Here is a 24,225-nt window from a genome sequence, read left to right on the forward strand (position 1 = left end):
TGTTCGACACCCTCTGCGTCTTCGAGAACTACCTCGTCGACACCGGAACCGAGGAGCAAGCGGCCGGGGAGGCGAAGGAGTTCGCCGGGCTGCGCGTCGAAGCCGTCACCGGCCGGGACGCCACCCACTACCCGCTCACCCTGGTCGCTGCCCCCGGGCCCGACGGAGGCCCCGTCCTGCGGCTGCGCTACCGTACCGACGCCCTGAGCGAGGCCGACGCCGCCCGTGTCGCCGCCCGACTGCGCCGCGCCGTCGAGGAGTTCACCGCCGACCCGCACCGCCCGCTGCCCCGCACCGACCTCCTCACCCCCGAGGAACGCGACCGGGTGCTGCGTACCTTCAACGCCGACACCACCGACGTCGAACCCGCCACCCTCCCCGTCCTCTTCGAGCGGCAGGCCGTCGCCCACCCCGACCGGCCCGCCGTCGACGACGCCGGACCTGTCCTCACGTACACCGAGCTGAACACCCGGGCCAACCGGCTCGCCCACGCCCTCATCGCTGCGGGCACCGGCCCCGAGGACGTCGTCGGCGTCGCCCTGCGACGCGGGGCCGACGTCTACGTGGCCCAGCTCGCCGTCGGCAAGGCGGGCGGCGTCTTCGCCCCGCTCGACCCGGACCAGCCCGCCGACCGCCTCGCCGGCCTCGTCGCCGACAGCGGGGCCACCGTCGTCCTCGCCCACTCCGGCACCGACCACACCCCGTGGTCGGGCGGTACGACCGTCGTCGCGACCGACCGGCTGCCCGCAGGCCTGCCCGACCACAACCCCACCGACGCCGACCGGCGGGCTCCGCTGCGGCTCCACAACGGGGCCTACCTCATCTACACCTCCGGCTCCACCGGCCGCCCCAAGGGCGTCCTCGTCGAACACCGGCCGGTCGTCGACCTGATCGCCTGGGCCAACGCCTGCTTCGCCACCGGGCCCGGCGACCGCGTCACCCAGTTCGCCTCGCCCAGCTACGACGTCACCTTCTGTGAACTCGCCAACTCCCTGTTTTCCGGGGCGACTCTGGTGATCGTCCCGGAGGAGGAACGGGCCGGAGCGCCGCTCGCCGACTTCCTCAACCGGGCGCGGATCACCCTCGCCGTGATCCCGCCGACCGTCGTCGCCTCCCTGCCGTCGGACGCCCTGCTCCCCGCAGGCATGAGCCTGATCGTCGGCACCGAGGCCCTGCCCCCGGAGACCGTCCGCACCTGGGCCCGCCGCCACCGCCTCTTCAACGCTTACGGGCCCACCGAGGCCGTGGTGAACTCCGCGACCTGGGAGGTGCCCGAGGAGTGGACCGGTGGACCCGTGCCGATCGGGCCTCCGGACGTGAACAAGCGTGCCTACGTACTCGATTCCTCCCTGCGTCCCGTCGCGCCCGGTGTCCTGGGCGAGCTGTACATCGGCGGGCCCGGCCTGGCCCGTGGTTACCTCGGCCGCCCGCTCATCACCGCGGACCGCTTCGTCGCCGACCTGTACGGGCCGCCGGGGGCTCGCATGTACCGCACGGGGGACCTGGCCCGCTGGAACGAGCGGGGGGAGCTGGAGTACGCGGGCCGGACGGACCACCAGCTGAAGATCCGTGGCTTCCGCGTCGAACCCGGTGAGGTCGAGGCCCGTCTCACCGCCCACCCCGCCATCGCCCAGGCCGTCGTGACCGGTCACACCGACCACCGGGGCGTCCGCCGGCTCGTCGCCCACGCCGTCCCGGCACCGGGGTGCGACCCCCGGCCCGCCGATGTCATCGCCTGGGCGGCCGAGAGCCTGCCCGACCACATGGTCCCCGCGGCCGTCGTCCTCCTCGACGCGCTGCCGCTCACCGCCGCCAACAAGACCGACCGATCGGCTCTGCCCGCCCCCGACTTCACCGCCACCGGCGGCGGCACCGCACCGCGCACCGACCGGGAGAAGGAACTCGCCGCCCTGTTCGCCGAGATCCTCCATCTGCCCGAAGTCGGCGTGGAGGACAGCTTCTTCGCCCTCGGCGGCGACTCCATCTCCGCCATCCAGCTCGTCGGAGCCGCCCGCCGCCGTGGCCTGCGCCTCAGCCCCCGCGATGTCTTCGAACGGCGTACGGTCGAACAACTCGCCGCCCTCGCCCGCACGGTGGACGAAGCCGCCGCCCCAGTCGAACGCACCGCGCGCAGCGCACCCCTCACCCCCATCCTGCGGTGGCTCGTGGAGCGCGGCGGCCCCATCGCCGACTACCACCAGTCCACCGTGCTGCACACCCCGGCCGGGGCGACCGCCGAACAGCTCACGGCCGGTCTGCGGCGCGTCCTCGACCACCACGACGTCCTGCGCGCCCGGCTCACCGGCCACAGCCTGGAGATCCCGGCCCCCGGCAGTGACTCCGGGCCGACGCCGCTGACCCGGATCGACGCCGTCGAGACGGCCGACGCCGACCTGCTGCCCACCTTGCGCGACGAGGCCCGCGAGGCCGCCCGGCAGCTCGACCCGTACGCCGGGACCATGATCCGGGCCGTCTGGCTGGACGCCGGACCCGACCGGGGCGGACTGCTCGCCCTGCTCATCCACCACGCGGTCGTCGACGGGGTCTCCTGGCGCATCCTCACCCAGGACCTCGCCGCCTCGCTCGACGCCGCACGCCACGGCCGTACCGCCGAACTCCCGCCCGTGGAAACCTCCTTCGCCGACTGGGCGCAGGGCCTGGAGCGGGCGGCCCAGACCCCCGAACGGAGCGCCGAAGCCGCTCACTGGACCGCCGTCCTGGGCGATGGGGGAGCGGCACTGCCCGCTCTCGACCCGGCCGTGGACACCCTCGCCACCGTGACCACGGTCTCCGCCGAACTCGCGCCCGAGCACACCCTGCCCCTCCTCACCGACCTGCCCGAACGTTTCCACACCGGCCCCGACGCCTTCCTCGTCACCGCCCTCGCCCTGGCCCTCGCGGCCTGGCGCGGCGACACCGAACCGGTTCTCGTCGACATCGAGGGCCACGGCCGCGCCGAACAGCTCGTGCCCGACGCCGAACTGTCCCGTACCGTCGGCTGGTTCACCGCCGTCCACCCCGTACGGCTGGACCTCGGCGGCCTCGGCTCCCCGGCCGGCGAAGGGCTGGCCGACGCGGTCAAGCGGATCAAGGAGCAGCTGGGGGCGGCCCCCGACGGCGGCCTCGGATTCGGGCTGCTGCGCCACCTCAACCCCGAACTGCGCGACACCCTCGCTGCCCTTCCCGAACCCCGCATCGCCTACAACTATCTGGGCCGCTTCGGGAGTTCCGATGCGCAGGAGCGGTCAGGGCCGCCTGCCCCGTGGAGTCCGGCCCTGACCGGGTCGCTCGGCGGGGGAGCGGACGACGCGCTGCCCGCCTCGCACACCCTCACCCTCAACGCCTCCGTCGTGGACGGACCCCAGGGACCCGCCCTCCAGGTCGGATTCAGCTTCCCCGCGCGGCTGCTGGAAGCCGCGGAGGTCGAGCGTCTGGCTACTCTCTGGACCGCCGCTCTGCGGGCCCTCGGCCGGCTCCTGGACGACCCGGAGGCAGGCGGCCACACCCCCGGCGACTTCCCGCTCGTCGAGGTCGACCAGCCGGAGATCGACGCCCTGGAAGCCCGCGCACCCCTCGCGGACCTGCTGCCGCTCTCCCCGCTCCAGGCCGGGCTGTACTTCCTCACCGGCTTCGGCGCGGAGGGCGACGGGCCCGACGTCTACACCACCCAGACCGTCCTCGACCTCGACGGCGACCTCGACACCGAACGGCTTCGCCGCGCCGGACGCGCCCTCCTGGCCCGCCACCCCAACCTCCGGGCCGGATTCCACGGCCGCCGGGGAGCCGACCCGCTCCAGGTCATCCCCGCCGACGCCGAGATCCCCGTCCACGCCTACGACCTGGCATCGGCCGACCTGCCCGAAGGGCTGCGGCAGGGCCGGGCGCAGAACATCCTGGCCGCCGACCGACGCCAGGGCTTCGACCTGACCGCCCCGCCGCTGCTGCGCCTCACCGCCGTCCGCCTCGGGGAGCGCCGTCACCTCCTCGCCGTCACCTCCCACCACATCCTGCTCGACGGCTGGTCGGGACCGCTCCTCGTCCGCGACCTGCTCGCCCTCTACCGGGGCGCGCCCGGTCCCGCCCCCCGTCCCTACCGTGACTACCTGCTCTGGCTGAAGGACCGCGACCGCGCCACCACCCAGAGCCTGTGGCAGAACGCGCTCGCCGGGATCGACGGCCCCACCCGGCTCGTCCCGGAAGCCGCCGCGATGCCCGCGGGCGCCCCCGAACGCGTGGACATTCCCCTGCCCGACGACCTGGTGGCCCGCGTCCACGCCTTCGCCCGCGCCCACGACGTCACTGTCAGCACTGTGCTCCAGAGCGCCTGGGGGCTGCTGCTGGGCCGCCTCACCGGCCGCACCGACGTGACGTTCGGCGTCACCGTCTCCGGCCGCCCCGCCGACCTCGACGGCGCGCACGACATGATCGGCCTGTTCATCAACACGGTGCCCACCCGGGTCACCCTGCGCCCGGACCAGACCCTCGTCGACTCCGTACGAGAACTCAGCGCGCAGCAGGCTGTGCTGATGGATCATCAGTACGAGCCGCTGGTCGAGCTTCAGCGTCTCGCAGGGCACCGCGAGCTCTTCGACACCCTCGTCCTCTTCGAGAACTTCCCCGTCGACGCCGAGCAGTTGCGCCGTACCGAGGAAGCCGCCGGACTGCTCGTCACCGGGGCGCGCGGGCACGACGCGACCCACTATCCGCTGGTCCTGGTCGCCCTGCCCGGCCGCGACCGTCTCGCGCTCGCCCTGGACCACCGACCCGAACTCCTCACCGCCGACCAGGTCGCCACCATCGGCACGCAGTTGCTCTCTGTGCTCGAACAGCTCGTCGAGCGCCCCGGCAGCAGCGTCGCCGCCGTCCTGCCCGGCCTCGCCGACCCCTCCCGCCTCGACGGGCCCACCCGCGACATCACCCCGCTCGGCCTCGCCGGGCGCTTCCTGCGCCAGGCCGACGCGACCCCCGATGCGCCCGCACTGATCGCGGGCGGCGAGAAGTGGAGCTACGCCGTCCTTGCCGCCCGGGTCACCGCCGTCGCCGGACGCCTGCGGGACCTGGGAGCCGGCCCCGAGCGGCTGATCGCCGTCGCGCTGCCCCGGAGCGCCGACCTGGTCGCCGTGCTCCTCGCGGTCTCCGCCACCGGAGCGGCCTACGTCCCCGTGGACCCGGACTTCCCGGCCGACCGCGTCGCCTACCTCCTGGAGGACTCCGACCCGCTGCTGGTCATTCGCCCCGGACACGAGGTCCTGGACCCGGGACCGTACGACGGCCCGTCGGGCGGGCAGCCCGGGACCGCCTCTGCTTTCAAGGGCGAGGGCTCGGTGACCCGGCTGCCCGGCATCGCCCCGGACTCCGAGGCGGCGGCGTACGTGATCCACACCTCGGGCTCCACCGGCAACCCCAAGGGTGTCGTCATCAGCCACCGGGCCCTCGCCAACCTCCTCGACGCCATCGCGGAGAGCCTCGGCTCCGGCCCCGGACACCGGCTGCTCGCCGTCACCACCGTCAGCTTCGACATCGCCGCCCTGGAACTCTTCGTCCCGCTCGTCACCGGGGCCGCCGTCGTCCTCGCCGAACGCGAAGAAGTCCTCGACCCGCTGCTCCTGTCCGCGCTCGCCGAGCGCACCGCCGCCACCCACCTCCAGGCCACCCCGTCCCTGTGGCGCGGCATCATCGACGCCGCCCCCGGGCTGCTCGACGGCCTCTGCGTGATGAGCGGCGGCGAACCGCTCCCCGCCGACCTCGCCGAGCGCCTGGCCGACGGGGGAGCGCGGCTGCTCAACCTCTACGGGCCGACCGAGACCACCATCTGGTCCACCGCCGCCGACCTCGCCCCCGACAGCGGAACCCCGCACGTCGGGCACGCTCTGCACAACACCACCCTGCGCGTCCTGGACCCCTGGCTGCGGCCCGTGCCGCCCGGCGTGCCCGGCGAGCTGTACATCGGCGGCGCGGGCCTCGCCCGCGGCTACCTCGGCCGGGGCGCGCTGACCGCCTCCCGGTTCACCGCCGACCCGTACGGCGCACCCGGTGACCGGATGTACCGCACCGGCGACCTCGCCCGCGTCCAGGACGACGGCGCCCTCCGCGTCCTCGGCCGCACCGACCACCAGCTGAAGGTGCGCGGCCACCGCGTCGAACCCGGCGAGATCGAGGCCGTCCTGCGCGGCCACCCCGACGTGACGGACACCGTCGTCGTCGGCCTGCCCGACCCGAGCGGCGCGGTGCGCCTGATCGCGTACGTCACCGGAACCGCCACCTCCAACCACCTGCGCCCCTACCTGGCCGAGCGGCTCCCCGAGCATCTTGTCCCCTCGGTGATCATGGAGCTGCCAGCGCTGCCACTGACCCCGAACGGCAAGGTCGACCGGGCGGCCCTGCCAGCGCCGCAGGCCTCCGGCGGGGAGCGCGCCCGCGCGCCCCGGGATGCCCGCGAGGCGGTCCTCGGGGAGCTGTTCGCCGACGTCCTCGGCCTCGACCGCACCGGACCCGACGACGACTTCTTCCACCTCGGCGGCCACTCGCTGCTCGCCATGCAGCTCGCCAACCGGCTCCGCTCCACCCTCGGCGTCGAGGTCGCCCTCCGCGACATCTTCGAGCACCCCACCCCGGCCGCCCTCGCCCGGACCGTGCTGCCGCGCCCGGTCGCCCGCACCGCCCCCGTACGGCGGGAACGGCACCCGGGCGAGCCGATCCCGCTGTCGTTCGCGCAGAGCCGCCTGTGGTTCCTGCACCGCCTCGACGGGCCCAGCGCCACCTACAACCTGTTCATCGTGGTCCGCCTCGGCGGGGAGCTGGACCGCGAGGCGCTGCGGCTGGCCGTCGGCGACGTCGTCGTACGCCACGAGAGCCTGCGGACGGTCTACCCGGACGCCGACGGGCTTCCCCATCAGCACATCCTCGACGCGGACGCCGCCCGCGCCGCCTGCGATCCGTATCTCGCGGAGGCCGCCGAGGTCGCGGAGGCGGATCTCGAAGCGGCGCTGCGGGCCCGGGTGACCCAACCCATCGACATCATCGAGGAGATCCCGCTGAGGGCGCAGCTCCTGCGAACCGGGACCGACCACGTCCTCGCGCTGACACTGCATCACATCGCGGGCGACGAATGGTCGATGCGGCCCCTCGTCGACGACCTGCGCGCCGCCTACACCGCCCGGGTCACCGGGACCGACCCCGACTGGCAGCCGCTCCCGGTCGACTACGCCGACTACGCGCTCTGGCAGCGCGACGTCCTGGGCGAGCTGAGCGATCCGGCCAGCCAGGTCGCCCGCCAGGCCGCGTTCTGGGAGCGGACGCTCGCCGGATCGCCCGACGAACTCGCCCTGCCCTACGACCGGCCGCGCCCCGCCGAGGAGACCCACGAAGGGGCCACCGTCACCTTCGCCGTCGACCCGGCGGTCCACGCGGAGCTGCGGAGCCTCGCCGCCCGCAACGGCACCAGCGTCTTCATGGCGGTCCAGGCGGCCCTGGCCGTCCTCCTCTCCGCCCACGGAGCCGGCACCGACATTCCGCTCGGCACCCCCGTCGCCGGACGCACCGACGAGCAGTTCGACGACCTCATCGGCTTCTTCGTCAACACCCTTGTCCTGCGCACCGATCTGAGCGGCCGTCCCACCTTCCATGAACTCCTCGCCCGGGTCCGGGACACCGACCTGGCCGCCTTCGACCACGCCGACCTGCCCTTCGAGCAGCTCGTCGACATCGTCGCCCCCGAGCGCACCCTCGCCCGCAACCCGCTCTTCCAGGTGCTGCTGGTCTTCCAGAACGTCTCCGACGACACCTTCACCCTGCCCGGGCTCGATGTCACCCCCGTCAGCGCGGACCCCGGAGTCGCCAAGCTGGACCTCCAGTTCACCCTGGCCGAGCGGCCCGACGGGGCCGGGATCAACGGCATGCTGATCTATCAGACCAGCCTGTTCGACCGTGCCACCGCCCAGGCGCTCGCCGACCGTTACGTCACCCTCCTCGCCGCCCTGGTCGCCCGCCCCGAACTCCCCGTACACCGGGCCGCCGTGCTCAGCGCCCCGCAGCGGGCCCGGGTGCTCGCGGCGTCCACCGGCGAGGAACGTCCCCTGTCGGACCAGCCGTTGCCGGTGCTCCTCGCCGAGCGGTACGCGACGGAGACGGCAGCCCCCGCCCTGATCGACGACGAAAGCACCCTCTCCTACGAGCAGTTCGACCGGCAGGTGGGTCAACTCGGCGCTCTTCTACGGGACCGGGGCGTCGGACCCGAGGTGCGCGTCGCCGTGGTGCTGCCCCGGAGCGCCGATCTCGTCGTGGCCCTGCACTCCGTCCAGCGGGCGGGCGGAGCCTATGTGCCCGTCGACCCGGAGTACCCCGCCGAACGCGTCGCCCACATGCTCGCCGACGCCGAACCGCGCCTCCTGATCACCCTCACCACGCTGCGCGGCAGGCTGCCCGTCCCCGACGGCCTCGCCGTGCTGGAGCTGGACGCCCCGGACGTACGGGCATCACGCGCGGCGGCCGCCCCGGCAGGCGTCCACCCCGGGCTGCGCCCCGAGCATGCCGCGTACGTCCTCTACACCTCCGGTTCCACCGGCCGCCCCAAGGCCGTCGTCATCACCCACACCGCCCTCGTCAACCGGCTGAGCTGGATGGCCGAACACTTCCCGTTCGGGCCCGATGACCGGGTTCTTCAGAAGACCCCGGCCGGATTCGACGTCTCCGTATGGGAGTTCTTCCTGCCGATACTCACCGGCTCGGCCCTCGTGGTCCTGCCCGACGGGGCCCATCGCGACCCGGCCGAGGTCGCGGACGCGATCGTCCGGCACGGCATCACCACCGTCCACTTCGTCCCCTCGATGCTGGCCGCCTTCGCCGCCGAACCCCGTGCCGCCGACTGCACCGGACTGCGCCGGATCATCGCCAGCGGCGAGGCGCTGCCCACCGCCCTGGCCCGCACGGTGCGCGACGTGCTGCCCGGCGTGAGCCTGCACAACCTGTACGGGCCCACCGAGGCGGCCATCGACGTCACCGCCTGGGAGGCCGCCGACGAGCCGGGCGGCAGCGTGCCCATCGGCCGCCCCGTCCACAACACCGGAACGTACGTCCTCGACGTCGGCCTGCGACCCGTCCCGGACGGGGTCACCGGCGAGCTGTACCTGAGCGGCCCGCAACTCGCCCGCGGCTACCACGGCCGCCCCGCCCTCACCGCCGGACGCTTCGTCGCCCACCCGTTCGGCGCCCCCGGCGAACGCCTCTACCGCACCGGCGACCTCGTACGCCGACGGGCCGACGGCGCACTCGTCTACATCGGGCGCACCGACGGCCAGATCAAGCTGCGCGGTCTGCGCGTCGAACTCGGCGAGATCGAGGCCGTCATCGCCGAGGACCCCCAGATCGCCGCCTCGGCCGTCGTCCTGCGCGAGGACACCCCCGGACGGCCGGTGCTCACCGGCTACCTCGTCCCGGCCACCGGCACCTCACCCGACACCGGGGAGATCACCGAACGCATCGCCCGTCGCCTCCCCGACCACATGGTGCCCACCGCCCTGATCAGCCTGGACGCCCTCCCGCTCACCCCCAGCGGCAAGCTCGACCGGGCCGCCCTGCCCGCCCCCGATCTCGCTTCCACCGCCACCGCCGTCGCCCCGCGCGGCATCCGCGAGGCGGTGCTGACCACGCTCTTCGCGGAGTTGCTCGGCATCCCGGAGGCCGGGGCGGAGGACAGCTTCTTCGCGCTCGGCGGCGACAGTATCCTCTCCATCCAACTGGTCGCCCGCGCCCGCAAGGCCGGAATGACCCTCACCCCGCGTGATGTCTTCGAGCACAAGACCCCCGCCGCCCTCGCCCGCGCCGCCGCGACCGCCGGACCCGCCGCCGTACCCCGGCTGGACCCCGCAGGGCGGGCCCCGCTCACCCCCATCATGCGGTGGGCGCTCCAGCAGGGCCCGATCGACGGACTCCACCAGTACGCCCATCTCGTCACCCCGCCCGAGGCGACCCGGGCCACCCTCACCGCAGCCGTCGCGAGGCTGATGGAGCGTCACCCCATGGTGCGGGCCGCCCTGGTGGGGGAGCCGGGCCGCCAGGTCCTGCACATCCCCGGCCCCGACGAGCCGCCCGCCGAACCGGTGCTGCTCCGCGTGGACGCGGCGGAGGAGACGGCCGAGCGGGCGGTGGAACTGACCGCCGCCCGTGCCGCGGAAGCCGTCGATCAACTCAACCCTTCGGAAGGTGAGTTGGTTCGGGCCGTCTGGTGCGACCGGGGTCCCGGCCGCAGCGGCCGCCTCGTCCTGGTCGTCCACCACCTCGCCGTGGACGGGGTCTCCTGGCGGATCATCACCGCCGACCTCGCCGCCGCCCACGACGACGTCCTCGCCGGAAAGCCGCCCGCCCCGCCCGGCGACTCCACCTCCTTCCGGCAGTGGGCCCTGGGGCTCGCCGACGCCGCGACCGCCCCGGCCCGCCGCGCCGAGGCCCCCACCTGGCGCGCCCGCGAGGAACGCGACGCCCCCGCCCTCGGGGCCCGCCCCCTCGACCCGGCGCGCGACACCCGGGACACCGTCGCCCACCTCGAACGCACCCTGGACCCCGACCTCACCCGCGCCCTGATCACCCGCGTCCCCGCCGCCGTCCACGGCTCCGTCCACGACGTCCTCGTCGCCGCCACCGCCCTCGCCCTCGCCCGCTGGCGCGAGGAACGCGCCGAGCGCGCGGGGCGTGACGTGATCGCCGTCGAAGGGCACGGGCGCGAGGAGAACGTCGTGCCCGGGTCCGAACTGTCCACCACCGTCGGATGGTTCACCAGCTGGTACCCGGTCGCCCCGGACCTCTCCACACCGTCGGGGCCGGGCGGTGACGTGGCGCGCCGCGCGCTGATGGCCGTCAAGGAACACCTGCGCGAGACCCCCGACCAGGGCATCGGACACGGGCTGCTGCACCACCTGGACGACCCGGCGGGCCCCTCCCGGACCCCGGAGATCGTGCTCAACTACCTCGGCCGCTTCACCGGCCCCGGGGACACCCCCGACACCGGACCGGCCCCCTGGTCGCCCGCCCCGGAGGCGCTGCCCGCCCTGCGGCCCGTCCGTAACACCGTCCCCGTGCTCTTCCCGCTGGAGATCATCTCCTCCACGGTCGACGGGCCCGAAGGACCGAGGCTCGCCACCCGCTGGACGTACGCCACCGGCATCCTCGACGCCGAGAGCGCCGAACGCCTGCTGGACCTGTGGTGCGAGGCGCTGAACACCCTCGCCGAGGCCCCGGCCGACCCGGTGCACACCCCGTCCGACTTCCCCCTCGTACGACTGGACCAGGCCCAGGTCGACGCGTTCCAGGGGCGGTGGCCCGCACTGCGGGACGTCTGGCCGCTCACCCCGCTCCAGGAAGGGCTGTACGCCCTCACCCTGCTGGCGGGCGACGACATCGACGTCTACACCATGCAGCTCGCCCTGCGCCTCACCGGCGACCTCGACCCGGCCGCTCTGCGCCGGGCCGCCGCCGCCCTGCTCGACCGCAACCCCGGACTGCGCACCGCCTTCGTCGACGCGGGCGGCCGCCCCGTACAGGTCGTGCTCGACGACGTGACCCCCGACTGGGCCGAGAACGACCTGCGCGCCGACCCCGGTGGCGTACGCGAGAACGGCCTGCGGCGCGACCCCGCCGGCGTGACGGAGACCGCGCTCCGCGCCCTCGCCGAGGCCGACCGCACCCGGCCCTTCGACCTCACCGCACCACCCCTGCTGCGCCTGCGGCTGGTCCGGCTGGGGGAGCGGGAACACGCCCTGCTGGTCACCAACCACCACGTGATCCTCGACGGCTGGTCCGTGCCCGTTCTCGTACAGGAACTGCTGTCGCTGTACGCCTCCGACACCGGAACCGCCCAACTCCCCCCACTGCGCCGGTCGTTCCGGGACTTTCTGGCCTGGCGAACCGCCCAGGACCAGCAGGCTGCCGAAGCCGCCTGGCGGGCGGCCCTGGAAGGGGTCACCGAGCCGACCCTCATCGCCCCCGCCGACCCCGGCCGGCGCCCCGCCCTCTCCGACCGGATTCCGCACCAGCTCGACGCCACGCTGCGGGAACGCCTCCAGAGCCTCGCCCGGAGCGCGGACGTCACCCTCAACACGGTGATCCAGTTCGCCTGGGGGCTGTTGCTGGCCCGCCACACCGGACGCGAGGACGTCGTCTTCGGGGCCACCGTCTCCGGCCGGCCCCCGGAGATCGAGGACGTCGAGACCATGACCGGTCTCTTCATCAACACCCTGCCGGTCCGCGTCGACCTGCGCGCGGGCGGCACCGTACGCCAGGCGCTGGCCCGTCTCCAGGCGGAACAGGCGAAGCTCTCCGCCCACCAGCACCTGGGGCTCGCCGACATCCAGCGGAGCGCCGGAACGGGTGAACTCTTCGACACCCTGCTGGTGTTCGAGAACTACTTCGTCGACGGGGAAGGGCTGCGGCGAGCCGAGCGGTCCGGGGAACTCACCGTCACCGGCAGCGAGCACACCGACGCCACCCACTACCCGCTCACCCTCGCCGTCGTCCCGGGCGGGCACCTCACCCTGGAGTACCGGCCCGACCTCTTCGGACCGGAGCAGGCGGCCGCCCTGATGGGCCGGCTCGTCCACCTGCTCGCCGAGGTCGGCAGCCGGCCCGACACCCGCGTCCACCGGCTCCAGGCCCTGACGCCCGACGAGCGCAGCCGCATCCTGACGGACTGGAACCCCGCTCCCCGGCCCCACCCGGAGCAGACCCTGCCCGGGCTCTTCGCCGAGGCGGCCGCCCGTGACCCGGAGGCGCTGGCGCTGGTCTGCGGCGACACCACCCTGAGCTTCCGGGACGTCGCCGCGCGCTCCGCCCGCCTCGCCCACGAGCTGATCGCCCGGGGCGTCGGGCCGGAGGACCTCGTGGCGCTGATGCTGCCGCGTACCGAGGAGATGCTGATCAGCATCCTGGCCGTGCACCAGGCCGGAGCCGCCTATCTGCCGCTCGACCCCGACTACCCGGCCGAACGGCTCGCGTTCATGCTGGCGGACGCCTCGCCCGCCCTCCTGCTCACCACGACCGCCCTCGCCGGACGGGCCCGGCACCCGGTCACCGTGCTCCTCGACGACTCCGCCACGGCGGACACGATCGCCGGGCGACCCGGCCAACCGCCCACCGACGCCGACCGGTTGCGCCCGCTGCGGCCGGAGAACCCGGCCTACCTCATCTACACCTCCGGCTCCACCGGCACCCCCAAGGGCGTCGTGATCACCCACCGGGGCGTGGTCAACCTCTTCCACAGCCATCGCCGGGCCCTGTACGAGCCGGTCGTCGAGCGGACCGGCCGCTCCCGCCTCCACGTGGGGCACGCCTGGTCGTTCTCCTTCGACGCCTCCTGGCAGCCCCAGCTGTGGCTGTTCCACGGCCACTGCGTCCATGTCCTGGCCGAGGACATCCAGCGCGACCCGGAGCAGCTCCACCGCTATCTGCGGGCGAACGCCATCGACTTCATCGAGGTCGCACCCACCGTGCTCGCCCAGCTGGAGCAGGCCGGACTGACCGAGGGCGGGACGTGCCCGCTGCCGCTGCTCGGCGTCGGCGGCGAGGCCGTGCCCGACAGCCAGTGGGCCCGGCTGCGGGAGCTGCCCGGCACCGACGTCGTCAACCTGTACGGTCCCACCGAAGGCACCGTGGACGCGATGGTCGCCCATGTCCGCGACAGCGAAGCCCAGTTGATCGGGCGGCCGGTCGACAACGCCCGCGTGCACCTGCTCGACGCCGGACTGCGGCCCGTACCGCCCGGGGTGCCGGGGGAGATGTACCTCGCGGGAGCCGGCCTCGCCCGGGGCTACCGGGGCCGGGCCGCGCTCACCGCCGAGCGGTTCGTCGCCGACCCGTTCGCCGGCGACGGCAGCCGGCTCTACCGGACCGGGGACCTGGCGCGCTGGACCGAGGACGGGGCGGTGGAATTCCTCGGCCGGGTCGACGACCAGGTGAAGATCCGGGGCTTCCGCATCGAGCCCGGCGAGATCGAGACCGTGGCCACCGCCCACCCGGACCTGGCCCGGGCGGTCGTCGTCGCCCGGGAGGACGGCGGGGTGCGCCGCCTGGTCGCGTACGGGGTGCCCCGGCCGGGCAGCGCCCCCGACCCGGCCGTACTGCGGGCGTGGCTCGCCGAGCGGCTGCCCGCGCACCTCGTCCCGGCGGCGGTCGTGCTGCTGGCGGAGCTGCCGATGACCGCCAACGCCAAGCTGGACCGGGACCGGCTGCCCGCTCCCGACTTCGGCGCGGCGGCCGGCGGCCGGAAGCCGGCGGGGGAGCGGGAGAGCGCCGTGTGCGCCGCCATGGCCCAGGTGCTGTCGCTGCCCGGGGTCGGGGCCGACGACGACTTCTTCGCCCTCGGCGGGGACAGCATCGTCACCGTACGGCTGGCCGGGGTCCTGCGGGCCGCGGGCTGGGATGCCGCCCCCAGGGACGTCTTCCGGCACCGCACGGCCGCCGCGCTCGCCGCCGGGCTGCGGCGCCATGACGGGAGCGGCCGGGCAGATGGCTGACCGGCCGCTCCACACCCGAGGGGGATCCGGCCGGTGCCGGATCCCCCTCGGGGACGCCCCGCGGACCGGGCGCACGCATCGGCCCGTCGGCGGCACACGCCGCCGACGGGCCGAGAGGCTCAGCAGTCCGCTACATCTTTTTCAGCATGTCTTCGATCTCGTCGACCGTGGCGATAGCGAAGGTGTAGTTGGCCATCACGAAGTGCCGCGAGGGGAAGGCCCGTCCGGCCTTGACAGCGGGCACGCCCTTCCACAGTTTGTGGTCCAGGAGCGCCTGCGTGGTGGGCGTCGGCTTGCCGTCGGCCTGCACCGAGTAGATCAGGGCGTCGCAGTCCTTGAGGACGTCCATCTCCTCGTAACTCTTCGGCACGAAGCCCGCCTCCTTCTCGGGCAGCCCGGCGCCGATCCGCAGACCCACATCGCGCATCACGGTGACCAGCGGCGTTCCGAGGAAGAATTTGCCGTTCGGACCACCGCTCAGCGGGGCCCAGGTGGTCGTCTCGATCTGCTTGCGGTAGGCGGTTTTCACCTCCGCGAGCCGGTCCTCGTACTCCTTCTTCTTCGCCGCCAGCTCGCTCTCGCGGTTGACCGCCTTCGCCACCTTGGCGATCTGCTCGTTCCAGAACGCCCCACTGGTGTGCCAGTCGAAGTAGGCCACCGGTGCGATGGTCTTGAGCGGAGCCGACTTCTCCTTGTAGAACTGATCGATGATCAGATCCGGCTTCAGGGCCGCGATGGCCTGGGAGTTGGGCGTCCCCGACGCGCCGATCGTGTCGACGCCCTTGAGCTGCTCGTAGCTCTTCTCGGGCAGCAGCTGGGGGTTGGCCGCCCCGTCGGGGATGCCGACGGGCGCGATCCCGAGATCGAGGAGCATCAGCGCGTCGTAGTTCTCCAGAACCACCACCCGCTTGGGGTTCTCCGGGACCTTCACCGTCCCGTTGTCCGTCTCCAGGCTGCGGGTCGCCGCACCGGCCGGCTCCTTGGAACCGCCGTCCGAGGCCTTGCCGTCGGACTCGCTCACGCCACAGGCCGTCAGCCCTAACGCCGCCGCGGCACCCGTGAGTCCGCCGAGGAAACGCCTGCGCTCCACCGGGCCGGACAGGACACGTGAACGTGCCATGGTCACTCCTTCGTCGAGAAACAGAAAGATCTTCCGGCCGCACGAGGGCGCGGCCAGAAGTAAGGTATGCCTAACCTATCGCTTCCGGGCAGGATTCAGGGAGCCGACCATCCCGATCAGCAACGAGGAGTCCGCACGTCATGAGCACGGTCGCGACCGACGAACAACGAAACCGCAGGCCAGGGCGCATCCACGTGACCACCGTGCGCAGGCTGCGGCACATCACTCCCCGAATGATCAGGCTGACACTCGGAGGTGACGATCTGTCAGAGTTCAGCAGCAATGGGAGCGATCAGCATGTCGCCCTCTATTTCTACGAACCCGGCGTCGAACTGCCCCGGCCGTTCACGAGCGAGGCGGCCCGCGCCCTGCTGCCCACCGCCAAACCGCGTCTGCGCCGCTACACCATCCGCGACCACCGCCCCGAACTCCACGAGGTCGACATGGACTTCGTGCTGCACGGCCCCGATCAGCTCGCCTCCGGATGGGCTGAGCGCGTCCGGCCGGGGGACGAGGTGATCTGGTTCGGCCCGAGCCCCGCCTACCCGGTCGCCCCGGCCACCGACTGGACCCTCCTCCTGGGCGACGAGACCGCGCTGCCCGCCATCGGCGCGATCCTCGAAGAACTCCCCCCGGGACACCGCGTCCTGGCCGCCGTCGAGGCCGCCGACCGGGCGGAGGAACAACCCCTGCCCACCCGGGCCGACGCCACCGTGACCTGGCTCCACCGCCACGACCGCGCCCACGGAGACCTCCTGCGCGAACACGCCACCGGCCTTCAACTCCCGGACGGGAAGGGGCGGGTGTGGGGCGGCGCGGAACGCGGCGTCATGCGGGACCTGCGCCACCACTTCGTCCACGTCCGCGGACTCGACCGCTCGGACACCCACCTGACCGCCTACTGGACCCAGGGCGAAACCCAGGACAGCGAGGTCTGACCCCCACCATGCCTTCCGCACCCCTCAACGGAATCGACGTCGTCTTCGACGACACCGGCGGCGACGGCGAACCCGTGGTCCTCGTCAACGGCACCGGCGCCACCCGCACCGCCTGGCGCGCCCACCAGACCCCCGCCCTGGCCGCCGCCGGCTACCGGGTCATCGCCCCCGACAACCGCGGCATCCCGCCGAACGCCTTACCGCCCGGCGGCATCACCGTGGAAGCCATGGCCGCCGACCTGGCGGCCCTGATCGAACACCTGGCCCTCCCGCCCTGCCGCGTCGTCGGCTTCTCGCTCGGGGCGTCGATCGTCGGCGAACTCTGCCTCACCCGGCCCGAACTCGTCTCCCAGGCCGTCCTGATGGCCGGACGGGCCCGCGTCGACACCTTCGGCGACGCCGTCTCCCGCGCGGCCGCCGACCTGTACGACAGCGGAGCCGCCGTCCCCGCCACCCACGACGCCGTCTTCCGGGCCCTGTGCTACCTGTCGCCCCACACCCTGCGCGACCCCGGCGCCGTACAGGACTGGCTCGACGTCTTCACGTACGCCCGGGCGGCGACCGGCCCCGGCGTCCGCGCCCAGTACGACGCCATGCGCCACGTCGACCAACTGCCCCGGTACGCCACGCTCGACGTACCGCTGCTCTGCATCGGCTTCGCCGACGACGTCATGATCCCGGCGGCGGCCGGCCGCGAGATCGCCGACACCGCCCCCGGCGCCCGCTACACCGAGATCGAACGCTGCGGCCACTACGGCCACCTCGAACGCCCCGCGGAGGTCAACGCCGCCATGCTCGACTTCTTCGCCCGCCGCCCCGAGGCCGCGCACGCCGCAGGCCGGGGCGAGAGCCCCCGCACCACCGGGCGGGGTGGCGCGTGAACGCCACGACCGAGCAGCGCGTGTACGAGCCCACCACCCGCGACGGGCTGAGACTCCTCGCGGGCTGCCTCCGGGACCGCCCCGCCCTCGCCGTCCTCGCCGTACTCGGCGGACTCGTCTACCAGCTTGCCCTGATCGCCCTGCCCTGGTTCATCGAACGCGCCGTCGACCAGGGCATCGTCCAGGACGACCACTCCGCCCTCCTGCGCTGGGCCCTGATCATCGTCGGTGCCGGAATCCTCGCCGCCGCCGCCGAGATGGTCCTCGGCTGGTACTCCACCCTGCTCGCCACGACCCAGGGCAACCGGCTCTACATCGCCCTCGCCGACCGCGTCTCCCGCCTCGACGCCCGCGCCGTCGCCCGGTACGGGGAGGGCGACCTCGGCATGCGCGGCACCCGGGACGTGGACCTGGTCCGCGGCTGGCTCTCCGGCGTCGCCTCGTTCCTCACCGGCGTCACCGGGTTCGTCGTCATGATCGTCGCGATCATGCGGCTCGACCCGCTCCTCGCCCTGATCTGCCTGCTGTGCGTACCGCCCCTGGTGTGGATCAACACCTACTGGTTCCCCAAGCGGTTCGGCGCTGCCAACACCGCCCTCTCGGCCGCCCACGGCAGCCGCGCCGACGCCGTCGAGGAACTGCTCTCCGCCAGCGCCGCCGTCCGCGGCCTCGGCGGCGAACCCGCACTCGTCCGCCGCCACCACGAGCGCAGCGCCACCGTCACCGAACACACCCTGACCACCGGCCGGGTCTCCGCCGGCTGGGCCGCCCTCTCGCCCTTCGTGCCCGCCCTCGCCATCGGCGCGGGCCTCGGCCTCGGCGGCGTCGCCGTACTGCGCGGCACCATGTCCGTCGGCGGCATCGTCGCCTTCACCAGCTGGATGAGCATGCTCGTCCTCTGGGTCGGCGTCATCACCCTGCGGATCAGCCAGCTCAGCCAGGCCACCACCGCGGCCCGCCGCCTCCAGGACGTTCTGCTGCCGCACCCCACCGACCGGGCCCCCGGCACAGCCCCGCTGCCCGCGACCGGCGACCTCACCGCCGAAGGCGTCGCCCACAGCGCGGGCGGACACCCGATCCTGGCCCCCGTCGACCTCACCGTCCGCCCCGGCGAACTCGTCGCCGTGACCGGCCCCACCGGCTCCGGCAAGACCACCCTGCTGCGCGTCCTCGCCGGACTCCTCCCGCCCACCGCCGGCACCGTGCGCTTCGGCGGCCAGTCCCTGGAGGAGGCCGACCCCGCCGAGGTCCACGCCCGGCTCGGCTTCGTCCCCCAACGCCCCGTCACCGTCAGCGGAACCCTCGCCGACAACCTCCGCCTCGGCTCCGCCCACACCGACGACGAACTGCGCGCCGCCTGCCGTACGGCCGCCCTCGACGACTACCTCGACGCGGCTCCCGACGGGCTCGACACCCTCGTCGGCGAACGCGGCAGCACCCTCTCCGGCGGCCAGCTCCAACGCCTCGCCCTCGCCCGCGCCGTCCTGCGCAGGCCCCCCGTCCTCCTCCTGGACGACATCACCTCCGCGGTCGACACCACCACCGAACGCACCCTGCTGGAACGGCTGCGCGCCTGGTCCGGCGAGACCGCGATCGTCTGCGCCACCCACCGCGGCGGCTTCCTCGACGCGGCCGACCGCACCCTGACCCTCGCCCCGGCCAAGGCGGCCGCCCCCGACGACACGGAAGAGCGGGTGACCACCGGTGGCTGAGCACCAGCGCCTGACCGCGACCCCCGACCAGCGCCGCGTCCTGCGCAGAGCCTGGCCGTACATGCGCCCCGAACGCCGGGGCATCACCCTGGCCCTGCTGGCCGGCGCCGCCGCGACCGCCACCACCGTCGCCGTACCCGCCGTCATCGGCGCGGGCGTCGACCAGATCCTCCAGCGGGACCGCACCGGCCTGTTCACCGCCGTCGCCGCCCTCACCGCACTGGCCCTGCTGCGTCTTGTCCTGTTCCGCCAGTCCGAACTGCTGCTCATCTCCGTCGGCGAACGCGTCGTGCGCACCCTGCGCGAACTGGCCGTCACCAGGCTCTCCCGGGCCCCGCTCCGCTTCCTCGAAGCCCACCCCTCCGGCGACCTCCTCCGACGTACCACCACCGAGATCGCCGACCTCGCCAACTTCGTCCGCAGCCAGCTCCCCGACGTCCTCACCGTCGCCGCGTACCTCCTCTTCACGACCGTGCTGCTGCTCACCTACTCGCCGCTGCTGACCCTCGCCCTGGCCGTGGTGTTCGTCCCGGCCATCGTCATGGTCCTGCGGCTGTTCAAGAAGGCCGCCAACCCGGCCTTCGCCGCCGAGGCCGCCGCCGCCGGAACCGTCGCGACGACCTACCGCGAACTCGTCCAGTCCCGCGAGATGCTCCGGACCGGCGGGGGCATCGGCTTCTGGCGCGAGCGGTTCCTCGCCGACAACGAACGGCGCTACCGCGCGGCCCGCCGCAGTCAGCGCAGCCTGTTCCTGATCAGCCTCGCCCGTATCGTCCAGAGCCTCACCACGGCCGTGCTCCTGCTGGTCGGCGGCTGGCTCGCCGCCCGGGGCTCCATCAGCGTCGGCACCGTCGTCGTCTTCATCCTCGCCACCCGCCAGCTCTTCGACTCCGCCACCCAGGCGTCCAACCTCGTCGGACAGGTGCAGATCTCCCTCGTCGGCCTCGCCCGGCTCCTCGACCTGCTGACCACCACCGCCCCCCGCGCCGGGATCCACGCCCCCCGGCCCGCACCCGACGACGCCGGACCGGCGCCCGTCACCGCCGGACCGGCGCCCGTCACCGCCGAACGCGGCGACCTGGAGATCGACAACCTCCGCTACTCCTACGTGGCAGGCACCGAAGTCCTGGGCGGACTCTCCGTACGGGTGGAGGCGGGCGAACGCGTCGGACTCGTCGGCCCCACCGGCTCCGGCAAGACCACCCTCGCCAAACTGATGACCGGCCTCTACACCCCCGACAGCGGCACCGTCCGCTACGACGGCCACGACCTCGCCGCCCTCGACCCCGCCGAACTCCGCCGCCGGATCGTCCTGATCCCACAGCGCGTCCACCTGATCGAGGGCACCCTCCTCGACAACCTCCGGCTGGTGCCCGGCGACCCCGACGAGCGGCGCATCGCGGAGGCCGTCGACCACCTGGGCCTCGCCGACTGGGTCCGCTCGCTCGACGAGGGGCTGCACACCGGCCTCGGACGCGGTACGGGCCGGCTCTCGGCCGGTGAACTCCAGCTCATCGGCCTGGTCCGCGCGGCGCTCCTGGACCCGGCGGTCCTCGTCCTCGACGAGGCCACCGCCGACATCGACCCCGAGACGGCACGCACCCTGGAGACGGCCATCGACACCCTGCGCACCGACCGCACCCTCATCGTCATCGCCCACCGCGAAGCCACCATCAAACGGCTGCCCCGCATCATCCGCCTCGACGAGAACGCCCTGCTGGCCCACAACTGAACTCCCGTCGACGGCAGCCCGCACACCCGTGCGGGCTGCCGTCGTTACCCGCTCCCACCGCCTAGGCTGCGACCCGGCACCGGCCCCGACGGATTCAGGAGCGCACCCCCGTATGAACCACCCCGTCCGCGACGTCCCCCTCCCCTTCCCCGACGCGCTGAGCACCGACGCGTCCCCCGCGCCGCACCCCCTGCTCGCCCCGGTGACCGGACTCCTCGGCACCTGGCGGGGCACGGGCAGCGGCGGGTATCCGACGCTGGAGGCGGACTTCACGTACGCGCAGGAGGTCACCTTCAGCCACGACGGGCGGCCCTTCCTCGCGTACGAGGCCCGGGCCTGGCTGCTCGACGCGGACGGGAAACCCCTGCGGCCGTCCGCCCGGGAGACCGGCTGGTGGCGGCTCCAGCCGGACGGCCGGGTGGAAGCCCTGATCACCCAGCCCACCGGCATCGCGGAGATCCTGTCCGGCCACGCCCGCGACGGCGCCGCCGACCTCGCCACCGAACAGGTCTCCCTCGCCCCCACCGCCAAACAGGTCGACGCCACCCGCCGCCGCTACACCCTGACGGACCCGGACACGCTCGCCTTCGTCCACGACCTCGCCGCGGTCGGCCGCCCGCTCCAGCACCACCTGTCCGCCGAACTCCGCCGCACAGCGCCTGGCCAGCGCATTTAGTTGCCGGAGCGTGACCGAACCGGCGGCATGGCGGCCGGGCCACGGGGCAGGTGGACGGGAAGCACAGGAGAACAGGAGCACCTTCCCGATGTCCCTTCCCTCATACCCGGATTCCCCGTACTCGGCGCCGCCCGCGGCCGGCCACGACCCCTACGGCGGGCCACCGCCCGCCCGGACGAACGGCTTCGCCGTCGCCGCCCTGGTGCTCGGCCTCCTCGCCTGCCTGTTCTTCTGGACCATCGTGGGCGGACTGCTCCTTGGGCTGCTCGCCGTCGTCTTCGGCGTCATCGCCGCGCTCCGCACCCGCCAGGGCCGCGCACCGCGCCGCGTGATGGCCATAGTCGGCGCCGCGTTCGGCGCGCTCGGGCTCATCGGGTCGGCGGTCTTCCTCGTGGTGGCGATCTCCGTGTTCGACTCCCAGGAATTCAAGGACTTCGAGAACTGCATGGACCGGGCCTACGGGCGGGCCGCCGAGGACCGGTGCACGGAGGACTTCATCGACGAACTGACCAACTGACCGGTCCCACGGGAGCCGCCGTCCCGCGGGGCGGCGGCGTACGCTCGGGCTCATGGTGCATGTACTGGGCAGCAGGATCCTGCTCCACCCCACCGACCCCGACCGCTCCCGCGCCTTCTACGGCGAGGCCCTGGGCCTCGCCGTGTACCGGGAATTCGGTACGGGCCCCGAGCGCGGCACGGTCTACTTCCTCGGCGGCGGATTCCTGGAGGTCTCCGGCCGGAGCGAGGAGCCGCCCTCGTCGGCCATCCGGATCTGGCTCCAGGTCGACGACGCCGAGGCCGCCCACGAGGAACTGCGGGCGAAGGGCGTCACCGTCCTGCGACCGCCGAAACGCGAGCCCTGGGGGCTGGTCGAGATGTGGATCGAGGACCCCGACGGGGTGCGGATCGCCGTCGTCCAGGTGCCCGACGACCACCCCCTGCGCTACCGGCCCTGAGCGACGGCCCCGCCCGTCGACGGCCGCAACTCCCGCGCCACGAACGCGTCGAAGTCACCCGGCGGCCGCCCGGTGACGCGCAGCACGGTGTCGGTGACCCGGTCCTCGGCCCCGTCGGCGATGGCGCGGTCCAGTCCGGCGAGCAGCTCCGCGAACGGGGCGGGCATCCCGGAGGCGGCCAGCCGGTCGCGCATCGCCTCGTACCCCAAGCGCTCATGGACCACCGGGCGTCCGGTGCCCCGGCCGACGGCCTCCGCGACCTCGTCGTAACTCAGCGTCCCGGGACCGGTGATGACCAGGTCGGTGTCGGGGGCCTGCTCGTCGGTCAGGGCGTGTACGGCGACGGCGGCGATGTCCTCCGCGTCCACGAACCCGACCCGCCCGCCGCCCGTGGCCGTCCTGATGACCCCGGCCTCGCGGATGCTCAGCGCGTGCACATGAGCGCCGGCGAAGTTCTGCATGAACCAGGACGGCCGCAGCACCGCCCACGCCCCGAAGAGGTCCGGCAGAGCCTGGTGGACGACACCGGTCGCGGGCCCACCCATGGAGATCGCCGAGGAACTGAGCAGCACCGCCCGGCCCACACCGGCGTCGCGGGCCCGCTCCAGGAAGGGCAGCATCAGCCCGGCCGGCTCCGGGTGGCCGACCGGCGGCACCAGATAGACCCGGTCCACGCCGGTCAGCGCCGGGCCGTGGCTGGTGGAGTCCTCCCAGTCGAAGCGGACCCCCTCGGTGCCGAGGGCCGCGCGAGCGGTCCGGGAGGCGGCGCGCACCCGGTGGCCCGCGGCGGAGAGCCGGGCCGCGACGCGGCTTCCGGTGGTGCCGGTCGCGCCGATGACCAGGGTTGCGCCGGGGGCTGCGTCGGGGTTCATGAAGGCTCCGTCACTTAGTATGTGGACCCTGGGTCCGTTTTGCGGTCGACGATACGGACCGCTGGTCCGTTTTGCAATCGAGGAGCGCCATGACCGCCCGCACACCCCGCAAGGACGCCGTCCGCAACCGTGCGGCCGTCCTCGCCGCGGCCGATGAGCTCTTCGCCCGCAGCGAGAGCCCCGCGACCATCACGATGGCCGACATCGCGGCGGCGGCCGGAGTCGGCAAGGCGACCCTCTTCCGCGGCTTCGGCGACCGCACCGGGCTGATCCAGGCGCTGTTCGCCACCCGCCTCGAACCGATCAGGGCCGCCGTGGAGGACGGCCCTCCGCCGCTGGGCCCCGCGACCCCACCGCACCGGCGGATCCCCGCCCTGCTCGATGCCGTCCTGTGCTTCAAGCTCGACAACCGGCACCTCGCCCTCGCCCTGGAGGACACCGGCGACGCGGGCCCCTACCGGGCCGAGCACTACGAACGCTGGCACCGTGTCCTGCGGGACATGCTGGACCGGATCGACGGCCGGACCGACAGCGCGTTCGCCGCCCATGCCCTGCTGGCCGCCACCCGCGCGGATCTCGTCGAGCATCTGATCACCCGCCAGGGCATGTCGCACGAGGAGATCCGCGCCCAACTGGCGCGGTACGCGGTCCAGGTGATCGGGTCCGGTACGCCGGACGCCTGACCGGCGGTCTCCGCACATCAGTCCACCCCCGCCCGCCGCCGCACCGCCGGTTGCACGCGCACCGGGTGTTTGCCACGGTGTGGGTGGGTAGGCGGCCCGGTGATCACCGGGCGACCCCGCCCGTTGGCCGTCCGCAATGGAGCACCGAGCAGAT

At 73.7% G+C, this 24,225-nt stretch carries 11 protein-coding genes (1 of these 11 running past the window's edge); 9 read left to right on the top strand and 2 right to left on the bottom strand.

Annotated features, from left to right (window positions below):
• Positions 1-14,501: the 3' portion of a non-ribosomal peptide synthetase gene (locus tag A3Q37_RS08040; protein ID WP_065480251.1), read on the top strand. The gene continues 1,036 nt to the left of window position 1, outside the view; the window shows 14,501 of its 15,537 coding nt (coding positions 1,037-15,537); the start codon falls outside the window, past its left edge; its stop codon occupies positions 14,499-14,501.
• Between the two features lie 130 nt (positions 14,502-14,631).
• Here A3Q37_RS08040 and A3Q37_RS08045 read toward each other — a convergent pair whose 3' ends face one another.
• Complete coding sequence (locus A3Q37_RS08045; protein ID WP_079137700.1) at positions 14,632-15,621, bottom strand: ABC transporter substrate-binding protein; 990 nt, start codon at positions 15,619-15,621, stop codon at positions 14,632-14,634.
• A gap of 140 nt (positions 15,622-15,761) precedes the next feature.
• Between A3Q37_RS08045 and A3Q37_RS08050 the strand changes: the two genes are divergently transcribed.
• The 7 genes from A3Q37_RS08050 (at position 15,762) to A3Q37_RS08080 (ending at position 22,516) form a co-directional block, all read left to right on the top strand.
• Entirely contained in the window at positions 15,762-16,559 is a 798-nt protein-coding gene (locus A3Q37_RS08050) for a siderophore-interacting protein (protein ID WP_065479833.1), read from the top strand.
• 8 nt (positions 16,560-16,567) lie between these two features.
• Positions 16,568-17,440, top strand: a complete 873-nt coding sequence (locus tag A3Q37_RS08055) for an alpha/beta fold hydrolase (RefSeq protein ID WP_065479836.1) — start codon at positions 16,568-16,570, stop codon at positions 17,438-17,440.
• A complete protein-coding gene (locus tag A3Q37_RS08060; RefSeq protein WP_065479840.1) occupies positions 17,437-19,152 on the top strand; it encodes an ABC transporter ATP-binding protein in 1,716 nt (571 codons plus the stop codon). The genes A3Q37_RS08055 and A3Q37_RS08060 overlap by 4 nt, the downstream gene beginning before the upstream one ends.
• Positions 19,145-20,884 carry an ABC transporter ATP-binding protein gene (locus A3Q37_RS08065; protein ID WP_065479842.1) on the top strand — a complete coding sequence of 580 codons (1,740 nt, stop codon included), beginning with the start codon at positions 19,145-19,147 and terminating at the stop codon, positions 20,882-20,884. The genes A3Q37_RS08060 and A3Q37_RS08065 overlap by 8 nt, the downstream gene beginning before the upstream one ends.
• Positions 20,885-20,996: 112 nt before the next feature.
• Complete coding sequence (locus A3Q37_RS08070) at positions 20,997-21,560, top strand: FABP family protein (RefSeq protein ID WP_065479845.1); 564 nt, start codon at positions 20,997-20,999, stop codon at positions 21,558-21,560.
• A gap of 88 nt (positions 21,561-21,648) precedes the next feature.
• Entirely contained in the window at positions 21,649-22,077 is a 429-nt protein-coding gene (locus A3Q37_RS08075; protein ID WP_065479848.1) for a DUF4190 domain-containing protein, read from the top strand.
• Between the two features lie 52 nt (positions 22,078-22,129).
• Positions 22,130-22,516 (top strand): VOC family protein, encoded by a 387-nt coding sequence (locus tag A3Q37_RS08080; RefSeq protein WP_065479851.1) that lies wholly within the window; start codon positions 22,130-22,132, stop codon positions 22,514-22,516.
• On the opposite strand, the gene A3Q37_RS08085 is transcribed toward A3Q37_RS08080, so the two are convergent.
• Positions 22,504-23,388: an NAD(P)H-binding protein gene (locus A3Q37_RS08085; RefSeq protein WP_065479854.1), complete on the bottom strand. Its 885-nt coding sequence runs from the start codon at positions 23,386-23,388 to the stop codon at positions 22,504-22,506. The genes A3Q37_RS08080 and A3Q37_RS08085 overlap by 13 nt on opposite strands.
• Before the next feature lie 89 nt (positions 23,389-23,477).
• On the opposite strand from A3Q37_RS08085, the gene A3Q37_RS08090 reads away from it, so the two are divergent.
• Positions 23,478-24,071: a TetR/AcrR family transcriptional regulator gene (locus tag A3Q37_RS08090; protein ID WP_065479857.1), complete on the top strand. Its 594-nt coding sequence runs from the start codon at positions 23,478-23,480 to the stop codon at positions 24,069-24,071.
• Positions 24,072-24,225 lie beyond the last annotated feature (154 nt).

Origin of the sequence: Streptomyces sp. PTY087I2, from assembly GCF_001687325.1 — a bacterium.
Lineage (GTDB): Bacteria > Actinomycetota > Actinomycetes > Streptomycetales > Streptomycetaceae > Streptomyces.